The 15838-nt window shown below is 62.4% G+C and carries 13 protein-coding genes; 11 read left to right on the forward strand and 2 right to left on the reverse strand.

All coding sequences use genetic code 11. The features are described from left to right. Positions 1–33 precede the first annotated feature (33 nt). Both CAF73_RS09610 and CAF73_RS09615 read right to left on the reverse strand, forming a co-directional pair. Entirely contained in the window at positions 34–1491 is a 1458-nt protein-coding gene (locus CAF73_RS09610; protein WP_085702671.1) for a gamma-aminobutyraldehyde dehydrogenase, read from the reverse strand. Positions 1492–1635: 144 nt separating this feature from the next. Then, a complete protein-coding gene (locus CAF73_RS09615; protein WP_065259672.1) occupies positions 1636–2550 on the reverse strand; it encodes a LysR family transcriptional regulator in 915 nt (304 codons plus the stop codon). 176 nt (positions 2551–2726) lie between these two features. Here CAF73_RS09615 and CAF73_RS09620 point away from each other — a divergent pair, with 176 nt between their 5' ends. The 11 genes from CAF73_RS09620 to CAF73_RS09665 all read left to right on the forward strand — a co-directional run bounded on the left by CAF73_RS09620 (position 2727) and on the right by CAF73_RS09665 (position 15770). Continuing rightward, entirely contained in the window at positions 2727–3449 is a 723-nt protein-coding gene (locus tag CAF73_RS09620; protein WP_085702558.1) for a tellurite resistance TerB family protein, read from the forward strand. Between the two features lie 260 nt (positions 3450–3709). Then, positions 3710–5332, forward strand: coding sequence for a methyl-accepting chemotaxis protein (locus tag CAF73_RS09625; RefSeq protein ID WP_085697292.1), 1623 nt, complete (start codon positions 3710–3712; stop codon positions 5330–5332). Next, complete coding sequence (locus CAF73_RS09630) at positions 5332–5868, forward strand: chemotaxis protein CheW (protein WP_085697293.1); 537 nt, start codon at positions 5332–5334, stop codon at positions 5866–5868. Before CAF73_RS09625 ends, CAF73_RS09630 begins: the two co-directional genes overlap by 1 nt. Then, positions 5865–7142, forward strand: coding sequence for a protein-glutamate O-methyltransferase CheR (locus tag CAF73_RS09635; RefSeq protein ID WP_085697294.1), 1278 nt, complete (start codon positions 5865–5867; stop codon positions 7140–7142). The genes CAF73_RS09630 and CAF73_RS09635 overlap by 4 nt, the downstream gene beginning before the upstream one ends. Beyond that, positions 7139–7822, forward strand: a complete 684-nt coding sequence (locus CAF73_RS09640; protein WP_085697295.1) for a chemotaxis protein CheW — start codon at positions 7139–7141, stop codon at positions 7820–7822. The genes CAF73_RS09635 and CAF73_RS09640 overlap by 4 nt, the downstream gene beginning before the upstream one ends. After that, on the forward strand, positions 7819–10119 hold the full coding sequence (locus CAF73_RS09645; protein ID WP_085697296.1) for a hybrid sensor histidine kinase/response regulator: 2301 nt from the start codon (positions 7819–7821) through the stop codon (positions 10117–10119). The genes CAF73_RS09640 and CAF73_RS09645 overlap by 4 nt, the downstream gene beginning before the upstream one ends. After that, a complete protein-coding gene (locus CAF73_RS09650; RefSeq protein ID WP_085697297.1) occupies positions 10116–11126 on the forward strand; it encodes a chemotaxis response regulator protein-glutamate methylesterase in 1011 nt (336 codons plus the stop codon). The genes CAF73_RS09645 and CAF73_RS09650 overlap by 4 nt, the downstream gene beginning before the upstream one ends. Positions 11127–11174: 48 nt before the next feature. Beyond that, complete coding sequence (locus CAF73_RS09655; protein ID WP_011332645.1) at positions 11175–12176, forward strand: PleD family two-component system response regulator; 1002 nt, start codon at positions 11175–11177, stop codon at positions 12174–12176. A gap of 106 nt (positions 12177–12282) precedes the next feature. Beyond that, positions 12283–13378, forward strand: a protein-coding gene (gene prfB / locus CAF73_RS29725; protein WP_139832565.1) for a peptide chain release factor 2 whose coding sequence is annotated in 2 segments (ribosomal slippage) — positions 12283–12354 and positions 12356–13378 — 1095 coding nt in all. Because the reading frame shifts where the segments join, the coding sequence is not laid out codon by codon here. A 69-nt stretch (positions 13379–13447) separates the two neighbouring features. Next, a complete protein-coding gene (gene lysS / locus CAF73_RS09660; RefSeq protein ID WP_085702559.1) occupies positions 13448–14947 on the forward strand; it encodes a lysine--tRNA ligase in 1500 nt (499 codons plus the stop codon). 118 nt (positions 14948–15065) lie between these two features. Next, a complete protein-coding gene (locus tag CAF73_RS09665) occupies positions 15066–15770 on the forward strand; it encodes a TetR/AcrR family transcriptional regulator (RefSeq protein ID WP_011332647.1) in 705 nt (234 codons plus the stop codon). Positions 15771–15838: the final 68 nt, after the last annotated feature.

Raw genomic sequence — 15838 nt, forward strand, 5'->3', positions numbered from 1 at the left:
AAGCATGCCGTCAGCGGCTTGTTATTAGCGTAGTCAGAGATGCTGGCCGTGGCGGGCCATGATGTGCCGCACCACGCTGTAGTCCTGTAGCGAATCGCTGGATAAGTCTTTGCCGTAACCGGAGCGTTTCAGGCCGCCGTGGGGCATTTCGCTGACCAGCATGAAATGGCTGTTGATCCAGGTGCAGCCGTATTGCAGGCGCGCGGCGACCTGCATCGCCTTGTCCAGGTTCTGGGTCCACACCGACGAGGCGAGGCCGTATTCCGAGTCGTTGGCCCAGTCCACCGCTTGCGTCAGTTCGTCGAAGCGGGTCACGGTCACCACCGGGCCGAACACTTCGCGCTGGACGATTTCATCGCTCTGTTTGCAACCGGCCAACAGCGTGGGTTGATAGAAGAACCCGGCACCCGAATGCACCGCTGCGCCTGTGACCCGCTCGATGTGCGGCTGACCGAGGGCGCGTTCGACGAAGCTGGCCACGCGGTCGCGCTGGCGCGTGCTGATCAGCGGGCCGATTTCGTTGTCGGCGTCACGCTTGCCGGCGAAACGCAGCCTGCTTACCGCCGCGCCAAGTTCGGCCACCAATTTGTCGTGAATCCCGGCCTGGGCGTAGATCCGGCAAGCCGCCGTGCAATCCTGCCCGGCGTTGTAATAACCATAAGTACGCACGCCTTCGACCACAGCTTTAATGTCGGCATCGTTGCAGACGATTACCGGAGCCTTGCCGCCGAGTTCGAGGTGCGTGCGTTTGAGGGTTTTGGCGGCGGCCTGGAGGATTTTCTGGCCGGTGACGATATCGCCGGTGAGCGACACCATGCGCACTTTCGGATGCCCGACCAGATGACTGCCAACGCCTTCTCCGCCGCCGCAGACGATGTTGATCACCCCGCGCGGCAGGATTTCGGCCAGTGCCGGAGCCAGCGCCAGGATCGACAGCGGCGTGTGCTCGGACGGCTTGAACACCAGCGTATTGCCGGCGGCGAGGGCCGGGGCGATTTTCCACGCGGCCATCATGATCGGGTAGTTCCACGGCGCAATCGACGCGACGACGCCAATCGGATCGCGACGCACCATGCTGGTGTAGCCCGGCACGTATTCGCCGCTGAGCTGGCCGGTCTGGCAGCGTACGGCGCCGGCGAAGAAGCGGAACACATCGACGGTCGCGGTCAAATCATCCTGCCGCGCCAGATGCAGCGGCTTGCCGCAGTTCAGGGCTTCGAGGCGGGCGAGGTGGTCGGCGTGTTTTTCGACGGCGTTGGCGATTTCCAGCAGGAGATTCGAGCGTTGTTGCGGGGTGGTGCGCGACCACTCGGCAAAGGCGCGGTGGGCGGCGAGGATGGCGGCTTCAACTTGCTCGGTGCTGGCTTCGGCGATCTGGGTCAGGACTTCGCCGGTGGCCGGGTTGAGGATCGGTTCGACAAAACCCTGGCCGGCGACCAGTTCGCCGTCGATCAGCAACGCGGTGTGCATGTGGGTCTGCGCGCCAGCCATTTTGAGGGTTCTCTTTTCTTGCGTTTCTTTTTGTTTGAAAGGCATGTTGCTCCCTGTTCCGGGAGCCGACCGTCTTATCGATGCAGTAAGACTAGTGCGCGGCTCCGGGGTCGACAAATTCTAAATACTGAAGGTGGCATTCGATTAAATAGATGGCTTGCGTCCACCGTGAGGCTGCTCGCGGGCCACGGTCAGAAACGGATCGACCAGCGCGGGTCGCGCAGTGCCGCGACGCCAGGCCAGACCGACGTCGAGGGTCTGGCTGAGGTCGGCAATCGGCCGGGCTTCGATGATGTCGCCTTCCAGCGACCAAGGGCGGTAGGTCATGTCGGGCTGGATCGAAACGCCGAGACCCGCCGCCACCAGACTTCGCACTGCCTCGGTGGACGCGGTTCTGAGGGTGATCTTCGGTTGCAGCCCGGCGCCGCGCCACAGGCGTTGGGCATTGCGATCCATCTCGTCGACGTTCAGCTGAATCAACGGCTCCCGGGCAACATCGGCGAGGTTGATGCTGTCGTGTTCCAGCAGCGGATGCTGGGCCGGCAGCCACAAACGGTGCGGCGAGTGGGTCAGTACTTCGGTCTGCAAGGCGTGGCGGTCTTCGAGGTTGGAGAGAATCAGCACACCGACATCGATCTCGCCGCTGACCAGCAGATGCTCGATGTACGGCCGTTCGTCCTCCATCACCCGTATCTCGACGTTGGGATAGGCGCGCTGGAAACGAGTGAGCAAATCCGCCAGGTAATAACCGGCCACCAGGCTGGTCACGCCGACAATCAACTGCCCTGCGACCTGATCGGTGCTTTGTTGCAGGCTGCGTTTGGCGTTGTCCACGGTGGCCAGAATCAAGTGCGCCTGGCGCAGGAACTGGTGGCCCTGATGGGTAAGGGTCATGCCCTTGGCGTGGCGGTTGAACAGACTGACCCCGATTTCTTCCTCCAGTTGCTGGATGGCCAGGGTCAGGGTCGATTGGGAAATGAATGCGGTTTGCGCGGCGGCGGAGATCGAGCCGGTCTCGGCCACGGCGATGAAATGGCGGATCTGACGCAAGGTCATCATGGACGTTTTACCCGGTGGGCGGTTTTTATAGATTGCCCCGAGTGTATATCTATTTTCGCGAATGGCTGCTCCGGGCCAGGCAACATCTGGAAGCACACTCGCACCCGAGTGACGGGCACTTTCGAACTAGGCTGAGGGCCTTATTGATCCGGATAAAACCAGTTTGGAGACGGAACATGAACACCCGTGGATTGCTCGATCAACTCCTCAAGTCCGGCCAGGATCTGCTGCAGAACAAGGCGGGCGGGGCGCAGAACAAACCGGCTGCCGGTGGCTTGGGCGGCTTGCTGGGCGGATCTTCCGGTAATGGCGCACTCGGCGGTTTGCTCTCAGGCACAGGCGGCGGAGCCCTGGCGGCCGGCGCCATGGGCCTGCTGCTGGGCAGCAAAAAGGCCCGCAAGGTTGGCGGTAAAGTCGCCCTCTACGGCGGCCTCGCTGCACTGGGCGTAATCGCCTACAAAGCCTACGGCAACTGGAACGCCCAGAAAGGCACCGCTCCACAAAACGAACCGCAAACCGTCGATCGCCTGCCACCGGCGCAAGTCGAACAACACAGCCAGGCCATCCTCAAAGCCCTGGTCGCCGCCGCCAAGGCCGACGGCCACATCGACGACCGCGAACGCCAACTGATCGAAGGCGAATTCACCAGACTCGACAACGATCAGGATCTCAAGCACTGGCTCCACGCCGAACTCAACAAACCCCTCGACCCCACCGACGTCGCCCGTGCAGCGAGCACACCGGAGATGGCCGCCGAGATGTACGTGGCGAGCGTGATGCTGGTGGACGAGGAGAACTTCATGGAAAAGAGCTATCTGGATGAACTGGCGCGGCAGTTGAAGCTGGAGCCGGGGTTGAAGGTGGAGCTTGAGAAGCAGGTTCGCGTAGCTACCCAGTAAAACTGGTGTCAGCGATATCAGAACCCGCAATCCCGCACAGGATCGCGGGTTCTTTCGTTGCAGCAGCTGAAATGACCAATCCATCGCCCCTTTTTGCCATTGCGTCACTGGCACGCCACCCTCCGATTCCTTGAAAGTCCCTGTCCAGAGCCCACCCCGTTGACTACCGGAAGGCCTGAGCGCGGCAAACCGTCTTATAAATGAAACACCGCCCTCAGCTATACTCCCCCGCAATTTCGATCTGGCCCTGAGGACTGACTGTGAAGAACTGGACGTTGCGCCAACGCATTTTGGCGAGCTTTGCGGTGATTATCGCCATCATGCTGTTGATGGTGGTCGTCTCGTATTCACGGTTGTTGAAGATCGAAGCCAGTGAAAACAGCGTCCGTGACGACGCGATTCCCGGCGTCTATTACAGCTCGATGATTCGTGGCGCGTGGGTCGACAGTTATCTGCAGACCCAGGAACTGTTGGGGCTCAAGGAAGGGCAGGGCATCAGCAGTGAAGATGCGGCCGATTACAAGGCTTTCGAATCCCGACTTCAGGAGCAGATGGCCAATTACCGCAACACGGTCGTTACGGACGAGGACAAGCTCGAATTCGCAGCGTTCGAGAAGTATCACGACTCCTACATGAAGATTCAGGACGCCGTGCTTGATCTGCACAAACGCAATCTTGAAGCCGAAGCCGTCAAACTGTTCAACGAGCAACTGACACCGACCTGGTACTCGGGCCGGATGAAACTCAACGACATCATCGGCGAGAACAAGCGAGTCGCCGACCAGGCCATGGCCAACATTGATGAGGCTGTGGCAGCGGCCAAAGTCAGCATGTTCGTCTCGCTGCTGGTGGCTGTGCTGGCTGCCGGCCTCTGCGGTCTGTTGCTGATGCGCGCAATCATGGCGCCGATGAACCGCATCGTGCAGATCCTCGACATCATGCGCACCGGCGACCTGAGCAGCCGCTTGAATCTCGAGCGCAAGGACGAGTTCGGCGCAGTGGAAACCGGCTTCAACGACATGATGACCGAGCTCACTTCGCTGGTGTCCCAGGCCCAGCGCTCGTCGGTGCAGGTCACCACGTCGGTGACCGAAATTGCCGCCACCTCCAAACAACAGCAGGCCACTGCCACCGAAACCGCCGCGACCACCACTGAAATCGGCGCAACGTCGCGCGAGATCGCGGCGACCTCCCGCGACCTGGTGCGCACCATGACCGAAGTCTCCACCGCCGCCGATCAGGCCTCGGTGCTGGCCGGCTCCGGGCAGCAAGGCCTGGCACGCATGGAAGACACCATGCACTCGGTGATGGGTGCGGCGGATCTGGTGAACGCCAAACTGGCGATCCTCAACGAGAAGGCCGGCAACATCAATCAGGTGGTGGTGACCATCGTCAAGGTCGCCGACCAGACCAACCTGCTGTCCCTGAACGCTGCGATCGAAGCGGAGAAGGCCGGCGAATACGGTCGCGGTTTTGCCGTGGTCGCCACCGAAGTGCGGCGTCTGGCGGACCAGACCGCTGTCGCGACTTACGACATCGAACAGATGGTCCGCGAGATCCAGTCGGCGGTGTCCGCCGGGGTGATGGGCATGGACAAGTTCTCCGAGGAAGTGCGTCGCGGCATGGCCGAAGTGCAGCAGGTCGGCGAGCAGCTGTCGCAGATCATCCATCAGGTGCAGGCGCTGGCGCCGCGGGTGTTGATGGTCAACGAAGGCATGCAGGCCCAGGCCACCGGCGCCGAACAGATCAACCATGCGCTGGTGCAACTGGGTGATGCCAGCAGCCAGACGGTCGAGTCGTTGCGTCAGGCCAGTTTCGCCATCGACGAACTGAGCCAGGTGGCCGTGGGCCTGCGCAGCGGCGTTTCGCGATTCAAAGTCTGATGAGCGAAATCACCGCCAAACGCAGCGCTGCACCGGTGGCGAAGCAGGCGCTGTTCCTGCTGTTTCGCATCGGCAGCGAACGCTACGCCTTGCGCGCCACGGAAGTGGCCGAAGTGCTGCCGCGCCTGCCGTTGAAGCCGATTGCCCGGGCGCCGCACTGGGTGGCAGGGGTGTTCGCCTATCGCGGCACGGTGGTGCCGGTGATCGACCTCAGTGCCCTGACGTTCGGCCATCCTGCGCAAGCGCGCACCAGCACACGGCTGGTGCTGGTGCATTACCGCGCGGATGAATCGCAGCCGTCGCACTGGCTGGGCCTGATCCTCGAACAGGCCACCGACACCTTGCGTTGCAACCCGGATGATTTTCAGCCGTACGGCCTCGACAATCGTCAGGCGCCGTACCTGGGCCCGGTGCGTGAAGACGCGCAAGGGCTGGTGCAGTGGGTGCGGGTCAACGACTTGCTGGACGAGTCGGTGCGCACGCTGCTGTTCCCGTCGCCGCCGCTGGATCCGGCGCAGCTTGAGGAGCAGCCATGAGCAGTGACCAGCGCTTCTTCGATTTCCTCAAGGAACGCATCGGCCTTGACGTCGCCTCGGTCGGCCCGGCGATCATCGAGCGGGCTGTACGCCAGCGCATCACCCTGTCGCAAACGGTGAATGCCAATGAGTACTGGCAGACCTTGCTAGGCTCTCGGGATGAACAGCAGGCGTTGATCGAAGCGGTAATCGTCCCCGAAACCTGGTTTTTCCGTTACCCGGAATCCTTCGCCACACTGGGCAAACTGGCGCGCAAACGCCTGGGTGAGCTGAACAACATGCGCGCGCTGCGCATCCTCAGCCTGCCGTGTTCCACCGGTGAAGAACCCTATTCGATTGCCATGGCTTTGCTCGATGCCGGCCTCAAGCCCCATCAGTTCAAGGTCGATGGCATGGACGTCAGCCCCTTGTCGGTGGACAAGGCGCGGCGGGCGCTGTACGGCAAGAACTCGTTTCGCGGTCAGGAACTGGACTTTCGTGAGCGGCATTTTTTTGCCGAGAACGAGGGCTATCGGGTGAATGAAATCGTCCGCGAGCAGGTACGCCTGCATGTCGGCAACGTGCTCGATCCGTCATTGCTGGTCAACGAGCCGCCGTTCGATTTCGTGTTCTGCCGCAACCTGCTGATCTATTTCGATCAGCCGACCCAGCAGCAGGTATTCGCGGTGCTCAAACGCCTGACCCATGTTGATGGCGTGCTGTTTATCGGCCCGGCCGAGGGCAGTCTGCTCGGGCGGCTGGGCATGCGATCGATCGGGATCCCGCAGTCGTTTGCCTTCAGCCGTCACAGCGATCCACAACCCGAACCGTTGCCGATGCCGACCGCGATTCCCGTGCCGTTGCCTGTGCGCCAACCGGTACGCAGCACGCCACCGCCGCCGGTGCGCAACCGCCCGTTTGCGGGCGTGACGCCTTTGCCCGCGACGGCTAAAAGCAACAATCCCGATGCCGCAACGCTGCTGGCCAACATCGCCGCCCTGGCCAACGAAGGCAAAAGCGCCGACGCCCGTGCCGCATGCGAACAGTATTTGCGCAGCCACGAGCCGGTGGCCCAGGTGTTTTACTGGCTCGGCCTGCTGAGCGATGTCGCCGGCAGCGCCCTCGAAGCCCAGGGTTTTTACCGCAAGGCGCTGTACCTCGAACCGCAACACCCTGAAGCCCTGATGCACCTGGCTGCGCTGTTGCAGGCCCAGGGCGACGCGGCCGGCGCCAGACGATTGCAGGAGCGTGCCGCCCGCAGCGACCGCACCGCCGACAGTGAGCGTAAACGATGATCCCGTCCGACACCTTGAATGTCACCCACGAAGACGCCCGGGCCATCGACGATTGCTGGAACCGCATCGGCATTCACGGCGACAAGTCCTGTCCGCTGCTGGACGAGCACATCCATTGCCGCAATTGCTCGGTGTATTCCGCCGCCGCCACGCGCCTGCTCGACCGCTATGCGTTGCAGCAGGACGAGCGCGATCCGGTGGCGACCCAGGTTGAAACCGAGCTGAAGACCCGTTCGCTGCTGATGTTCCGCCTTGGCGAAGAATGGCTCGGCCTGGCCACCCGCAGTCTGGTGGAGGTCGCGCCGTTGCAGGCGATTCACTCGCTGCCGCACCAGCGCTCCCGGGCCTTGCTCGGCGTGGCGAACGTGCGCGGTGCGCTGGTGGCGTGCCTGTCGCTGGTCGAACTGCTCGACCTCGACAGCAATGCGGCCCCGGCGACCGGCGCGCGGATCATGCCGCGCATGCTGATCATCGCGGCCCAGGGCGGGCCGGTGGTGGTGCCGGTGGACGAAGTCGACGGGATTCACGCCATCGACGAGCGAATCCTCGACGCCGCGTCGCGGTCCGGCGCACAGGCCAGCGCCAAATACACCCGAGGCGTGCTGCCTTTCAAGGGTCGCAGTCTGCGTTGGCTGGATGAAGAACAGCTGTTGTCCGCCGTCTCCCGGAGCCTCACATGACCCCCGAGCAAATGCGCGACGCCTCCCTGCTCGAGCTGTTCAGCCTCGAAGCCGAAGCCCAGACCCAGGTGCTCAGCGCCGGGCTACTGGCGCTTGAGCGCAACCCGACTCAGGCCGATCAGCTCGAATCGTGCATGCGCGCGGCGCACTCGTTGAAAGGCGCGGCGCGGATCGTCGGCATCGACAGCGGCGTCAGCGTCGCCCACGTGATGGAAGATTGTCTGGTCAGCGCCCAGGAAGGACGGTTGTTCCTGCGCCCGGAACATATCGACGCGCTGTTGCAGGGCACCGACTTGCTGATGCGCATTGCTACACCGGCCAACGGCCCGCAACCGGCGGACATCGAGGCTTACGTGGCATTGATGGGCGGGTTGCTCGATCCGACGGCGCCGGCAGTGGTCCCTGCGGTTCCAAGTGCGCCACCGATGGCCGAGTTGCAGATTCAGCCACCGCCGGTGGCTGAGTCCGCGCCCGTTGAAACCCCCGCCGAGGTGGCCGAGCCGGAGCCTGCGCCCGCGCCGCGCAAGAGCAAACGCACCACTGAGGGCGGCGAGCGGGTGCTGCGGGTCACCGCCGAACGCTTGAACAGCCTGCTCGATCTGTCGAGCAAATCCCTCGTGGAAACCCAGCGCCTCAAACCGCACCTGGCCACCATGCAGCGCCTCAAGCGCATGCAGAACAACGGCCTGCGGGCGCTGGAAAGTCTCAACGTTCATCTCAAGGAACATGCCCTGAGCCTTGAAGCTCAAGAGGCACTGGAAGACGCGCGCCGTTTGCTCGCCGAATCCCAGCAGTTGCTGGCAGAGAAAAACGCCGAGCTCGACGAGTTTGCCTGGCAAGCCAGTCAGCGCGCACAAGTGCTGTACGACACCGCCCTGGCCTGCCGCATGCGGCCATTCGCCGATGTGTTGTCGGGGCAGGTGCGGATGGTCCGCGACCTCGGTCGCAGCCTCGGTAAACAGGTGCGGTTGGAAATCGAGGGTGAGAAGACTCAGGTCGATCGCGATGTACTGGAAAAACTCGAAGCACCGCTGACGCACCTGCTGCGCAATGCAGTCGATCACGGCATTGAAACTCCGCAGGAGCGCCTGCTCAAAGGCAAGTCCGAGGAAGGGCTGATTCGTCTGCGCGCCTCGCATCAGGCCGGTCTGCTGGTGCTGGAATTGAGCGACGACGGCAACGGCGTGGATCTGGAAAAAGTCCGCCGCAGCATCGTCGAACGCCAGTTGTCTCCAGCGGAAACCGCCGCTCAGTTGAGTGAAGAAGAACTGCTGACCTTCCTGTTTCTGCCGGGCTTCAGCCTGCGAGACAAGGTCACCGAAGTGTCCGGTCGCGGCGTCGGCCTCGATGCCGTTCAGCACATGGTCCGCCAGTTGCGCGGCGCGGTGGTGCTGGAGCAGACGGCGGGCGAGGGCAGTCGCTTCCATCTGGAAGTGCCGCTGACCCTGTCGGTGGTGCGCAGCCTGGTGGTGGAAGTCGGCGACGAGGCCTACGCCTTCCCGCTGGCGCACATCGAACGCATGTGCGATCTGGCGCCGGACGACATTGTGCAGGTCGAAGGCCGCCAGCATTTCTGGCACGAAGGTCGACATGTCGGGCTGGTTGCGGCCAGTCAGTTATTGCAGCGTCCGGCCAGCCAGAACAGCGGCGACACCTTGAAAGTCGTGGTGATCCGCGAGCGCGATGCGATCTACGGCGTGGCGGTCGAACGCTTCATCGGCGAGCGCACGCTGGTGGTGCTGCCGCTGGACGAGCGGCTGGGCAAGGTGCAGGACATTTCCGCCGGGGCCTTGCTCGACGATGGCTCGGTGGTGCTGATTGTCGACGTCGAAGACATGCTGCGTTCGGTGGACAAACTGCTCAACACCGGGCGTCTGGAGCGCATCGCACGCCACGGCAATCAGGCCGCAGAAGCCGCGCGCAAGCGGATTCTGGTGGTCGATGACTCGCTGACCGTGCGCGAACTGCAACGCAAGCTGCTGCTCAATCGCGGCTACGACGTGGCCGTTGCGGTGGACGGCATGGACGGCTGGAACGCCTTGCGCTCAGAGGATTTCGATCTGCTGATCACCGACATCGACATGCCGCGCATGGACGGCATCGAACTGGTGTCGCTGCTGCGCCGGGACAACCGTCTGCAATCGCTGCCGGTGATGGTTGTTTCCTACAAGGATCGCGAGGAAGACCGCCGCCGTGGACTGGACGCCGGCGCCGACTATTATCTGGCCAAGGCCAGTTTTCATGACGACGCCTTGCTCGACGCGGTGGTTGAGCTCATCGGAGGAGCGCGGGCATGAAGATCGCAATTGTCAACGACATGCCTTTGGCGGTGGAGGCCCTGCGCCGCGCACTGGCCTTCGAGCCGGCGCATCAGGTGGTGTGGGTCGCCGGCAACGGCGCCGAAGCGGTGCGCCTGTGCGCGCAAAACACTCCCGACCTGATCCTGATGGACCTGATCATGCCGGTGATGGATGGCGTCGAGGCCACCCGCCGGATCATGGCCGAGAGCCCTTGCGCGATCGTTATCGTCACCGTGGACCGCCAGCAGAACGTGCACCGGGTGTTTGAAGCCATGGGCCACGGCGCGCTGGACGTGGTCGACACCCCGGCCATCGGCGGCGGCAATCCTCAGGAAGCGGCGGCGCCGCTGCTGCGCAAGATCCTCAACATCGGCTGGCTGATCGGCGAGAAAACCGCCCGCGCGCGTCCCGCACCTGCGACCCCACGCAGTACCGCCTCGCGCCAGCGACTGGTGGCGATCGGCTCCTCGGCCGGTGGCCCGGCGGCGCTGGAAGTCCTGCTCAAAGGCCTGCCGCGCCACTTTTCGGCGGCCATCGTGCTGGTGCAGCATGTCGATCAGGTGTTCGCCGCCGGCATGGCCGAATGGCTGGCCAGCGCCAGCGGCCTGGACGTGCGTCTGGCCCGCGAAGGCGAACCGCCGCAGGCCGGCGCAGTGCTGCTGGCCGGCACCAACCACCATATTCGTTTGCTCAAGAACGGCACGCTGGCCTACACCGCCGAGCCGGTCAACGAGATCTATCGCCCCTCGATCGACGTGTTTTTCGAAAGCGTCGCCAACTACTGGAACGGTGACGCAGTAGGGGTTTTATTGACAGGGATGGGACGCGACGGGGCTCAAGGGCTTAAGCTCATGCGCCAACAGGGTTATCTGACCATCGCGCAGGATCAGCAAAGCAGTGCGGTGTACGGCATGCCCAAGGCTGCCGCAGCCATCGACGCGGCCGTAGAAATCCGTCCACTGGAAAAGATAGCGCCACGATTGCTGGAGATTTTCCCCAAATGAACATGTTCGTCCGCAATCCTGGCCCCCGCAGCACTCAGGTGACCGCCCATGAATGACTTACAGATCGATGACATCAAAACCGACGAGAACGCCGCCATGGTGTTGTTGGTGGACGATCAGGCGATGATCGGCGAAGCCGTGCGCCGTGGGCTGTCGAACGAAGAGAACATCGACTTCCACTTCTGCTCCGACCCGCATCTTGCTGTGGCCCACGCAGTGCGAATCAAGCCGACCGTGATCCTCCAGGATCTGGTGATGCCCGGCCTCGACGGCCTGAGTCTGGTGCGCGAATACCGCAATCACCCGGCGACCAAGGACATTCCGATCATCGTCCTGTCGACCAAGGAAGACCCGCTGATCAAAAGCGCGGCGTTCTCCGCCGGGGCCAACGATTACCTGGTGAAACTGCCGGACAACATCGAGCTGGTGGCGCGTATCCGCTATCACTCGCGCTCCTACATGACATTGCTGCAACGGGACGCGGCCTACCGCGCATTGCGGGTCAGTCAGCAGCAATTGCTCGACACCAACCTGGTGTTGCAACGCCTGATGAACTCCGACGGCCTGACCGGGCTGTCCAACCGTCGGCACTTCGACGAATACCTGGAACTGGAATGGCGCCGCTCGCTGCGTGACCAGAGCCAGTTGTCGCTGCTGATGATCGACGTCGATTACTTCAAGTCTTACAACGACACCTTCGGCCATGTCGAGGGCGACGAAGCGCTGCGCAAGGTCGCCACGGCGATTCGCGAGGCCAGTGCCCGGCCGTCCGATCTGCCGGCGCGTTATGGCGGCGAAGAATTTGCGTTGGTGCTGCCCAACACCTCGCCGGGCGGGGCGCGACTGGTGGCGGAGAAGCTGCGCCAGACGGTTGCGGCGCTGAAAATTCCGCACAATGCCCCGGCCGAAGGCTCGAGCCTGACCATCAGCATCGGTCTGGCGACCATGGTGCCGGAGTCGGGCAGCGACTGCCGGTTGCTGATCTCGGCGGCGGATCGCGGCCTGTACCTGGCCAAGAACAACGGGCGCAATCAGGTGGGGATCGAATGAACCATTGAGTTCATTCGCCTCAAGAGCCGCCAGACGGGCTGCCGTGACAGCGTGATTACGTTATACTCGCCGGCTTTCAAAAGTTCGCCAACGAGTGCTGCCCGTCATGGAAATCAACCCGATCCTGAACACCATCAAGGACCTGTCCGAGCGCTCCGAATCTATTCGGGGGTATCTTTGACTACGATCAAAAGCATGAGCGTCTGATCGAAGTCAATCGCGAGCTTGAAGATCCTGCAGTCTGGAACAAACCTGAATACGCCCAGGAACTGGGCCGCGAGCGCTCGACGCTGGCGCAGATCGTCGACACCCTGGACGAGCTGGCCACCGGCCTGGCCGATTCCCGCGAGCTGCTCGACATGGCCGTTGAAGAGAACGACGAAGGCGCCGTGAATGACGTCGTCGAAGTCCTCCAGGGTCTCGAAGAGTCCCTGGCCAAACTGGAATTCCGTCGCATGTTCAGCGGCGAGATGGACCCGAACAACGCCTACCTGGACATCCAGGCCGGTTCCGGCGGCACCGAGGCCCAGGACTGGGCCAACATCCTGCTGCGCATGTACCTGCGCTGGGCCGACAAACGCGGTTTCGACGCGACCATCATGGAGCTGTCGGCCGGTGAAGTCGCCGGGATCAAAGGCGCCACCGTGCACATCAAGGGCGAATACGCCTTCGGCTGGCTGCGTACCGAAATCGGCGTGCACCGTCTGGTGCGCAAGAGCCCGTTCGACTCCGGCAACCGTCGCCACACCTCGTTTTCCGCGGTTTTCGTCTCGCCAGAGATCGACGACAAGGTGGAAATCGAAATCAACCCGGCAGACCTGCGGATCGACACCTATCGTTCCTCCGGTGCCGGTGGTCAGCACGTAAACACCACCGACTCGGCCGTACGTATCACCCACGTACCGACCAACACCGTGGTGAGCTGCCAGAACGAACGTTCCCAGCACGCCAACAAGGACACCGCCATGAAAATGCTGCGGGCCAAGTTGTACGAGCAGGAAATGCAGAAGCGCACCGCCGCGTCCCAGGCGCTGGAAGACACCAAGTCGGACATCGGCTGGGGTCACCAGATCCGTTCGTACGTGCTCGATGCCTCGCGGATCAAGGATCTGCGTACCAACATCGAACGCAGCGACTGCGACAAGGTGCTCGACGGCGACATCGACGAATACCTGGAAGCCAGCCTGAAATCGGGCCTGTAAGCTTTCACCCGACCTCAAGTCCCCCGTCACCGGCGGGGGCAACGAACCTGTGATGGAATATTTAAAGACATGAGCGACCAACAACTCGACCAGGCCCTGCAACAGGAAGAAAACTCCCTGATCGCCCTGCGCAAGGAAAAGCTTGCTGCCGAGCGCGCCAAGGGCAATGCCTTCCCGAACGACTTCCGCCGCGACAACTACTGCGATGCGTTGCAAAAGCAGTACGCGGACAAGACCAAGGAAGAGCTGGCAGAGGCTGCGATCCCGGTCAAGGTTGCAGGTCGCATCATGCTCAACCGTGGCTCGTTCATGGTGATCCAGGACATGACCGGTCGCATCCAGGTCTACGTCAACCGCAAAACCTTGCCTGAAGAAACCCTGGCCGCGGTGAAAACCTGGGACATGGGCGACATCATCGCCGCCGAAGGCACCCTGGCCCGTTCCGGCAAGGGCGACCTGTACGTCGAGATGACCAGCGTGCGCCTGCTGACCAAATCCCTGCGCCCGCTGCCGGACAAGCACCACGGCCTGACCGACACCGAACAGCGCTACCGTCAGCGCTACGTTGACCTGATCGTCAACGAAGACGTGCGTCAGACCTTCCGCGTCCGTTCGCAAGTGATCGCGCACATCCGCAGCTTCCTGATGAAGCGCGACTTCCTCGAAGTCGAAACGCCGATGCTGCAGACCATTCCTGGCGGCGCCGCGGCCAAGCCGTTCGAAACCCATCACAACGCGCTGGACATGGAAATGTTCCTGCGTATCGCGCCAGAGCTGTACCTCAAGCGTCTGGTGGTTGGCGGTTTCGAGAAAGTGTTCGAGATCAACCGCAACTTCCGTAACGAAGGTGTATCGACGCGTCACAACCCTGAATTCACCATGTTGGAGTTCTACCAGGCTTACGCCGACTACGAAGACAACATGGACCTGACCGAAGAACTGTTCCGCGAGCTGGCGCAGCTGGTTCTGGGCAGCACCGACGTGCCGTACGGCGACAAGGTGTTCCACTTCGGCGAGCCGTTCGTGCGCCTGTCGGTGTTCGACTCGATCCTCAAGTACAACCCCGAGCTGACCGCCGATGACCTGAACGACATCGACAAGGCTCGCGCCATCGCCAAGAAGGCCGGCGCCAAGGTGCTGGGCTTCGAAGGTCTGGGCAAGCTGCAGGTGATGATTTTCGAAGAGCTGGTCGAGCACAAGCTCGAGCAGCCGCACTTCATCACCCAGTACCCGTTCGAAGTGTCGCCGCTGGCCCGTCGCAACGACGAGAACCCGAACGTCACCGACCGCTTCGAGCTGTTCATCGGTGGCCGTGAAATCGCCAACGCCTACTCCGAGCTCAACGATGCGGAAGACCAGGCCGAGCGTTTCATGGCGCAGGTGGCCGACAAGGATGCCGGCGACGACGAAGCCATGCACTACGACGCCGACTTCGTTCGCGCGCTGGAGTACGGCATGCCGCCAACGGCCGGTGAAGGTATCGGCATCGACCGTCTGGTGATGCTGCTGACCAACTCCCCGTCGATCCGCGACGTGATCCTGTTCCCGCACATGCGGCCGCAAGCGTAATTGTTTCAATAAAAAAGCCGCCTGAAATGGGCGGCTTTTTATTGCCTGTCTGGTACAAACGTATCAAATGGTTAATTTTGAAGAAAACAACAGAGGTATGCCTGTCGTGATCGGTGCAATGGCTCAAGAGGGTGCAGCGGGAATCGCCACTGCGGTCGCTGAAAGTGTTCAGTACCAGGGCCGCAAGGCCAGCCGGCAGGGCAGTGAACAGCGTCGACAGGACATTCTCGATGCGGCGATGCGCATTGTCGTACGCGACGGCGTGCGCGCTGTGCGTCACCGGGCGGTGGCGGCCGAGGCCGGAGTGCCGCTGTCGGCCACCACGTATTACTTCAAGGACATCGATGACCTGCTCACCGATACCTTCGCCCAATACGTCGAACGCAGCGCGGCCTACATGGCCAAGCTGTGGATCAACAACGAAGGCCTGCTGCGCGAAATGGTGGTCAGCGGTGACGGCAGCCCGGAGTCGCGCTCGCAACTGGCTGACGATATCGCCCGGTTGATGGCCGACTACGTGCATCGGCAACTGGTCAACCGTCGCGAGCATTTGATGGCGGAACAGGCGTTCCGCCAGGAAGCATTGCTGAACCCGCGTCTGGCGGAACTGGTGCGTTCCCATCAGCAGATTCTGCTGCAGGGCACCTGCCAGTTGTTCCAGGTATTGGGCTCGCGCGAGCCGCAGCAGGATGCCAAGGTGTTGACGGCGATTATCGGACGGATGGAATATCAGGGCCTGCTCAACGACGCCGAGCCTTTGGCCGAAGAGGACATGCTCGGCATTCTGACGCGCTATATGCACCTGGTACTCGCGTCGGTGTAACGCAATCCCCTGTGGGAGCAAGCTTGCTCCCACAGGTTCGCTGGTGAGTTCGGGTCTAGGGAGTGTCG

Origin of the sequence: Pseudomonas sp. B15(2017) (assembly GCF_002113215.1) — a bacterium.
Lineage (GTDB): Bacteria > Pseudomonadota > Gammaproteobacteria > Pseudomonadales > Pseudomonadaceae > Aquipseudomonas.

Coding starts and splice junctions, on each gene's coding strand:
- CAF73_RS09610 (WP_085702671.1), bottom strand. CDS start 1,491: ATGGCTGGCGCGCAGACCCACATGCACACCGCGTTGCTGATCGACGGC.
- CAF73_RS09615 (WP_065259672.1), bottom strand. CDS start 2,550: ATGATGACCTTGCGTCAGATCCGCCATTTCATCGCCGTGGCCGAGACC.
- CAF73_RS09620 (WP_085702558.1), top strand. CDS start 2,727: ATGAACACCCGTGGATTGCTCGATCAACTCCTCAAGTCCGGCCAGGAT.
- CAF73_RS09630 (WP_085697293.1), top strand. CDS start 5,332: ATGAGCGAAATCACCGCCAAACGCAGCGCTGCACCGGTGGCGAAGCAG.
- CAF73_RS09635 (WP_085697294.1), top strand. CDS start 5,865: ATGAGCAGTGACCAGCGCTTCTTCGATTTCCTCAAGGAACGCATCGGC.
- CAF73_RS09640 (WP_085697295.1), top strand. CDS start 7,139: ATGATCCCGTCCGACACCTTGAATGTCACCCACGAAGACGCCCGGGCC.
- CAF73_RS09645 (WP_085697296.1), top strand. CDS start 7,819: ATGACCCCCGAGCAAATGCGCGACGCCTCCCTGCTCGAGCTGTTCAGC.
- CAF73_RS09650 (WP_085697297.1), top strand. CDS start 10,116: ATGAAGATCGCAATTGTCAACGACATGCCTTTGGCGGTGGAGGCCCTG.
- CAF73_RS09655 (WP_011332645.1), top strand. CDS start 11,175: ATGAATGACTTACAGATCGATGACATCAAAACCGACGAGAACGCCGCC.
- lysS (WP_085702559.1), top strand. CDS start 13,448: ATGAGCGACCAACAACTCGACCAGGCCCTGCAACAGGAAGAAAACTCC.
- CAF73_RS09665 (WP_011332647.1), top strand. CDS start 15,066: ATGGCTCAAGAGGGTGCAGCGGGAATCGCCACTGCGGTCGCTGAAAGT.